The sequence below is a fragment of the Streptococcus sp. LYSM12 genome (assembly GCF_004569635.1).
In the GTDB taxonomy this organism is placed as follows: Bacteria; Bacillota; Bacilli; order Lactobacillales; family Streptococcaceae; genus Streptococcus.
In genome coordinates this window covers 38,188-44,709 of sequence record NZ_SPOZ01000022.1, presented here as the reverse complement: position 1 = coordinate 44,709, position 6,522 = coordinate 38,188, and the positions used below count along the sequence as shown (strand labels likewise).

Below are 6,522 nucleotides of genomic sequence, written 5' to 3'. Positions count from 1 at the left end.
TCATATGTATGGGAAGTAGCTCAGCTTGGTAGAGCTCAAAGCACGGCTTTGAGGTTGGAGATAGGGATTTACGGCGTAAATCGTCCTTACAAGTACTCTACAAGTGAGGTCTGACCACTCATTATTTACGGGAAGTAGCTCAGCTTGGTAGAGTACTTGGTTTGGGACCAAGGTGTCGCAGGTTCGAATCCTGTCTTCCCGATTGTAGCAACCTGGATACAGGTTGTTTTTTCTTGCTCGGTTTTCATTTTAGTAGGGTGAACCAAATGTGTTATAGCCGTTTCGTTTATTTTTAGTACTAGGCAAGGAGTCGCAGGTAGTTGAAATAGTTGATAACTATTTCAAGTGACAGATAAGAAAAGTGTAACTTTTCTCAATGGTACAGCAAGACGAGTGAACGAAGTAATAAAAGATAAATGAAAGGACTATAAAAGGCAGAAAATAGGTTTCACTTTACTTTTTCATGCTTGTCCTGTCACCTAAATAGAAGCTGGATGACAATAGTTGTGAGAAAATTGGCTTCTTAGCCAACAGACAGGATTTTGTGGGACACTTGTTTGATGTTCTATTGTGTAGGTGTCAGTATGACATAGAGGAAATATCTGACCAATAGCTGATGGATAGGCTTCGTTAGTTATCCTTGATAGTTTTTTGAAACGAGCATTGAAATGGGGCTTAGCCAGCTGGAATTGTTGGTTTAGTGAAAATATGTTGAAAACGCATGTAACTAGCCTTTGCTTCATGTGATGCCTATGGAGTGACTCGTGATGAGTGGACATGGTACTTTTTAGATTTTTTTGTTATAATCATGGTATGATTAGTTTAGACGATAGATTAACAGCCCTACCTGGTGTGGGTGAGAAGTCGGCTGAGAAATTTCAACAATTAGGATTAGAAACGGCAGAGGATCTGCTATGTTATTATCCTTTTCGTTATGATGATTTTGCTGCTCGGTCGGTGTTAGAGCTGGAAGATGGTGAAAAAGCCTTGGTTTCTGGTCTTGTAATGACACCTGCGACTGTACAATATTATGGTTTTAAGCGCAATAAGCTACGTTTTTCACTCAAGCAGGGTGAGGTAGTTGTTGCGATTTCATTTTTTAATCAGCCTTATCTTGCTGAGCGGATTAAAGTGGGTCAAGAAATAGCTGTCTGGGGGAAATGGGATAAGACAAAGGCTGGGATAACAGGGATGAAGTTAGTGGCTCAGTTAGAAGATAAATTGCAGCCAATTTACCATGTTGTGCAAGGAGTCTCGCAAGCTAGTATTGTAAAATTGGTCAAGGCAGTATTTGATAAGGGATATGATGCATTATTAGGAGAAAATCTGCCAGAATCGCTTAAGGAACGTTACCGGTTAATGGAACGAAGACAAGCGGTGCGTGCGATGCATTTTCCAAAAAATCTAGCAGAGTATAAGCAAGCGTTGAGGCGTGTCAAATTTGAGGAATTATTTTATTTTCAGTTGCGTTTGCAGCAGTTAAAGGTAACCGATAAGGTGGCTTCAGATGGAGTGGCTATTTTATATCATGCTCATAAGGTGAAAGAAAAAATTGATTCTTTACCATTTTATTTAACGGAGGCACAAAGAAGAGCTTTAGATGAGATTTTAGCGGATATGAAATCGTCACATCATATGAATCGTCTTTTACAAGGAGATGTGGGTTCGGGGAAAACGGTAGTGGCCGCTTTGGCTATGTATGCAACTTGTACGGCTGGGATGCAGGCAGCAATAATGGTGCCAACTGAGATTTTAGCTGAGCAGCATTTTGAGAGTTTGTCTCAACTCTTTCCTGATTTATCCATTGTTCTCTTGACGGGTAGTATGCGGGTAGGACCTCGTAGGGCTGCTTTGCTGGCGATTGAATCTGGGCAAGTGGATATTATCGTAGGAACACATGCCTTGATTCAGGACGGAGTGATTTATCATCGTTTAGGTCTTGTGGTCACGGATGAGCAGCATCGTTTTGGGGTCAAACAACGGCGATTGTTGCGAGAAAAAGGGACCAATCCTAATGTTCTGATGATGACAGCAACACCTATTCCTCGAACGCTTGCGATTACTTCTTTCGGTGATATGGATGTTTCAATTATCAATCAGCTTCCAGCAGGGCGCAAGCCTATTGTGACCCGCTGGGTCAAGCATGAGCAGTTTCCAGCTGTATTGGAATGGTTAGAAAAAGAGGTGGCTAGGGGAGCGCAAATCTATGTTATTTCGCCGCTGATTGAAGAATCAGAAGCGCTTGATCTGAGAAATGCTATTGCTTTGGAAGAGGAATTGGTAGCTTATTTCAAGGAAAAAGCGACGGTAGCTTTGCTACATGGTCAGATGAAAAATGATGAGAAAGATGCGATTATGCAGACCTTTAAAAAGGGGAATATAGATATTTTGGTATCTACTACAGTGATTGAGGTCGGTGTCAATGTACCTAATGCAACGGTTATGGTTATTATGGATGCAGATCGTTTTGGACTGAGTCAACTTCATCAATTACGAGGGAGGGTTGGTCGTGGTCAGAAGCAATCCTATGCGATTTTGGTAGCCAATCCCAAAACAGATTCGGGCAAGGAACGGATGCGGATTATGACGGAAATAACCGATGGTTTTGTATTGGCAGAAGAAGATTTGAAAATGCGGGGATCTGGAGAAATTTTTGGGACGCGTCAGTCAGGTTTACCTGAGTTTCAAGTGGCAAATATCATTGAAGATTATGCCATTTTAGAAGAGGCAAGGCGAGTCGTGGCTCATATTGTGTCAAAGTCGGACTGGCAAAGTCAACCAGAATGGCAGGTTTTGCTACCGTATTTAACCAAAGAAGAGAGATTAGATTAACAAACAACTTCTAGGACAAAAGAGAACCGCCTTAAAGGTAGCTAGGAAAAGTCTACCTTTAGGGCGGTTCAAACTTTTGAATTTTTAAAATATAGTCCTTTCGTTTACTTTTAGTACTAGGCAAGGAGCTGCAGGCTGTACTAGAGTACGGCAAAGCGAGTGAACGAAGTAACAAACGATAAACGAAATGACTATATTAGGGTACAAACAATGTGACGCAATAGTCAGGGGACTAACATAATCCAGTGGATTGCGGTTAGCCTGAGCCTGGAAACTAGAAGACGAGGTACTCTAGACTTCAAAATCACAGTTTCGTTTTATTCCCCAAATCGACATACTTAGAGAATGAGGGCAGGTGATTTTCCTGAAATCACAAGGTCTTCTTTCGGTTTTTAATTGTCTTCATCAGCCCTCCATGTATTCTTTCAATTCGGCTCCGCTTAAGCCAGCGTTTAGCGCGATGAGAAGTTTAAGGCGGGCTTTAGGTGCATTGAGCTCTTTAACAAAGAAGATACCATCTTGGCTCAATTTCACTCCTCCACCAGCGTAGGCATAGACGGGTTCTGCAATGCCGTTGAAACAGCGAGAAACAAGAGCGATTGGAATCCCAGCTTCAAGGAAGCTGCGGAGTTTTCTTGCAACTTCCTGCGGAAGATTTCCTGCGCCAAATGCTTCAATGATAAGACCGTCTAGTTTCGTACTATCTAGCATATCCAGCAATTCCGTCTTCATACCAGCATAGGCAGGGATAATCGGAATAAAGCCGGAAATCTTATCTAAATCAAAACGCACGCGGGGCTCTGCATTTTTGAAGTAGAGAATTTCATGTTTCATCACCAGGCCAAGTGGTCCATGGGTCGGTGTTTGGAAAGTCCCGACATTGGTTGTGTGGGTCTTTGTGACGTATTTTGCAGCATGAATTTCGTCGTTCATGACGACGAGGACACCTTTATCCCTTGCCTTGTCATGACTGGCTACCCGTAGGGCATTGAGGTAGTTGTAGACACCGTCGCTGCCTAACTCATTTGATGAGCGCATAGCGCCTGTTAAGACGACGGGAATATGGGGCAATTCCATCGTGTCAAGGAAATAGGCGGTTTCTTCAAGAGTATCTGTCCCATGTGTGATAACGACTCCATCATAGTGGGCAGCTTCTTCCTTCATCTTGTGGTAGAGTTGGAGCATGTGAGTCGGGGTCATATAAGGACTAGGAAGATTAAAGATGTCTAGTGCTGTGACTTGAATTCCATCGAGTGGCACAGAAACGTGATTCATAGGATTTTCTTGATTTGTGGTAACCTTTCCTGTGCTATCAGCCTGCATAGAAATGGTCCCACCTGTATGTAAGACAAGAATATTTTTCATAAACTTTCAGATTCTTTCCAAATGTGGTATACTAATTGTACCATAAAATACAGGAAAGTAGGTGGGATGTTGGAGATTAAGGCTGTTTTTTTTGATATAGACGGGACCTTATTGACTGATAATCGAACAATCAGCCCTTTGACGATCTCAGCTATCAATCAGTTGAAGAAACAAGGAATTCTGGTGGGGTTGGCTACTGGGCGTGGTCCTCGTTTTGTCCTTCAGTATATGGCATCATTGGGTTTGGATTTTGCAGTGACGTATAATGGGCAATACATTCTATCGCGAGAAAAGGTTCTCTTCATGCAGGAGTTACCAAAAGAAGATATGCCGGCCTTGATTGAGTATGCTAAAAAATATAAAAAAGATCTCTCTTTTGGGACGGCTTTTGGAGTAGCGGGTAGTCGAATTATGAGTTTTGGTGGAGGTAATCTCGCTTATCGTCTGACTCGGATGATTCCAGCTTCATGGGCGGGACTAGTCAATTTTATCTTCAACAGATTTGTGCGAAAAGTGAGCCCTCAAGATAAGGAACAATTACGGATTATCTCTGAGCGTTCAATCTATCAAATGATGCTATTAGCAACAGAGAGAGAAACGAGAAAATTAGCTTTGCAGTTTCCCAATTTGGGTTTTACACGCTCCAGTCCCTATGCGGTGGATATTATTTCCAAGGGAAATTCGAAGTTGGAGGGGATTAAACGTGTTGGGGCGCACTACCAATTTACGATAGATGAAGTAATAGCTTTTGGGGATTCCAACAATGATTTGGAAATGCTAGCAGGTGTTCCCTATTCAGTTGCTATGAAAAATGGGACAAAAAAAGCCCGACAAACAGCTTTTTATGTGACAGATAGCAATAACCAAGATGGTATTTTTAAAGCTTTAGAGCACTTTGAACTTATCAAAGGAGGGGTTGATGTTTCGCAGTAAAGATGATCAGTTCAATGCAGTCAAGAACTTTCATGCTAAAATGGACGGGATGACCCAAGAGTGTCCGAAAGCCTACGATGCAAAGACAGCTCTACACAGAGCAGACTTTAAGTTGGAGGAACTGGTTGAATTTTTATATGCTACTTCAAGGAATAACGAGGAATTTGCAGACCTGCTTCAGGAACTTCATCAGGCGTTAGATCGGGCAGCGGCAAAATCGAAAAAGAAAGTCAGACCTAGGAGTTTATTGCTGGGTCAAGTAGATGCCTTGCTTGATTTGCTTTACTTTACCTATGGTTCTTTTGCTTTAATGGGAGTAGATCCCCAGCCGATTTTTGATATTGTTCATCGGGCTAACATGGGGAAGATCTTCCCAGATGGACGAGCGCATTTTGATCCCGTTACTCATAAAATTCTAAAACCAGATCATTGGGAGGAAGATTATGCACCTGAGCCTGCTATTCAAGAAGAATTGGACAGGCAAGTGAAAGCTTGTCAGAAATCAGAAGTAAATGGGGATTAAGTTTAGATTCCTAATGTTGTAGAAATCTGCGGTTCTATTTCGTTTTTCTTGTTGTTTGAGCTGAATAGACGCTACTTGATCGGTTGTTCTAAGGTTTTATCGGTAGTCCCACGTTTGGATGGTGAGTCAAACGCTTCATATTCGTCACCAATCAACTGTTTCCAGCCTTACCTCACCTTGTTGAACTTCCGTTCTACCTTTGGTGCAGAGGGGGAGGGCTTTGCTATTTTTTCACATTCTTAACGGTGAAAGTTAGCTAGATGTGGCTGTTGATAGAGTATCAGATTATAAATTCAAACGAGGTTGGAAACCTGTATCCCAACCTCGTTTATATTATATTGTTTTGTCTTTATCACGTACAACCAGCAGATCAATAGAAGTGTGGCGTAGGATATATTCGGAAGAAGAGCCGATGAGGAGACGTTCAAAGGTATTGAGCCCTGTTGCACCTAGGAGCATTAAATCAGCACCTGTTTCTTTTGGAATATCGTGGGCAAGTAGGGTCTTAGGATTACCGAATTCAAGAACGACTTGTACGTCTGATAGACCAGCCTGCAAGGCTTTCTCTTGGTATTCCTTGAGAAGCGTTCGAGCTTCCTGCTCAAGTGTTTCATAGATGTTAGCATCGAAAACTGCAACGCTGGTAAGCGCACGTGTGTCAATGACATGGGCAATAATCAGTCGTGCCTGGTTGCGTTTTGCAACGTGAATAGCTTTGTGTAGAGCCAGTTCCGCTTCTTTTGAACCATCGACAGCGACCAATATCATTTGATAAGACTGTGTCATAAGTCGTCACCCCCCTTTTTCATATATATTATAACATCTTTTTTTCGAAAGTTGAAGTAATTCTTGTTATTTTAAGGGATTTA

The 6,522-nt window shown here is 42.0% G+C and carries 3 protein-coding genes, 1 tRNA gene and 1 pseudogene; 3 read left to right on the top strand and 2 right to left on the bottom strand.

From position 1 onward, the window contains the following. Nucleotides 1-128: 128 nt before the first annotated feature. Together E4T79_RS08145 and recG are read left to right on the top strand one after the other, a co-directional pair. Nucleotides 129-202: transfer RNA gene (locus tag E4T79_RS08145), tRNA-Pro, on the top strand. A gap of 611 nt (nucleotides 203-813) precedes the next feature. Next, entirely contained in the window at nucleotides 814-2,832 is a 2,019-nt protein-coding gene (gene recG, locus E4T79_RS08140) for an ATP-dependent DNA helicase RecG (protein WP_135029329.1), read from the top strand. A gap of 405 nt (nucleotides 2,833-3,237) precedes the next feature. Here recG and E4T79_RS08135 read toward each other — a convergent pair whose 3' ends face one another. Further along, nucleotides 3,238-4,197, bottom strand: a complete 960-nt coding sequence (locus tag E4T79_RS08135; RefSeq protein WP_135029323.1) for an asparaginase — start codon at nucleotides 4,195-4,197, stop codon at nucleotides 3,238-3,240. A 69-nt stretch (nucleotides 4,198-4,266) separates the two neighbouring features. On the opposite strand from E4T79_RS08135, the pseudogene E4T79_RS11330 reads away from it, so the two are divergent. Next, nucleotides 4,267-5,653, top strand: a pseudogene (locus E4T79_RS11330) (Cof-type HAD-IIB family hydrolase). 333 nt (nucleotides 5,654-5,986) lie between these two features. Here E4T79_RS11330 and E4T79_RS08120 read toward each other — a convergent pair. Beyond that, nucleotides 5,987-6,439 (bottom strand): universal stress protein, encoded by a 453-nt coding sequence (locus E4T79_RS08120; protein WP_135029319.1) that lies wholly within the window; start codon nucleotides 6,437-6,439, stop codon nucleotides 5,987-5,989. Nucleotides 6,440-6,522 lie beyond the last annotated feature (83 nt).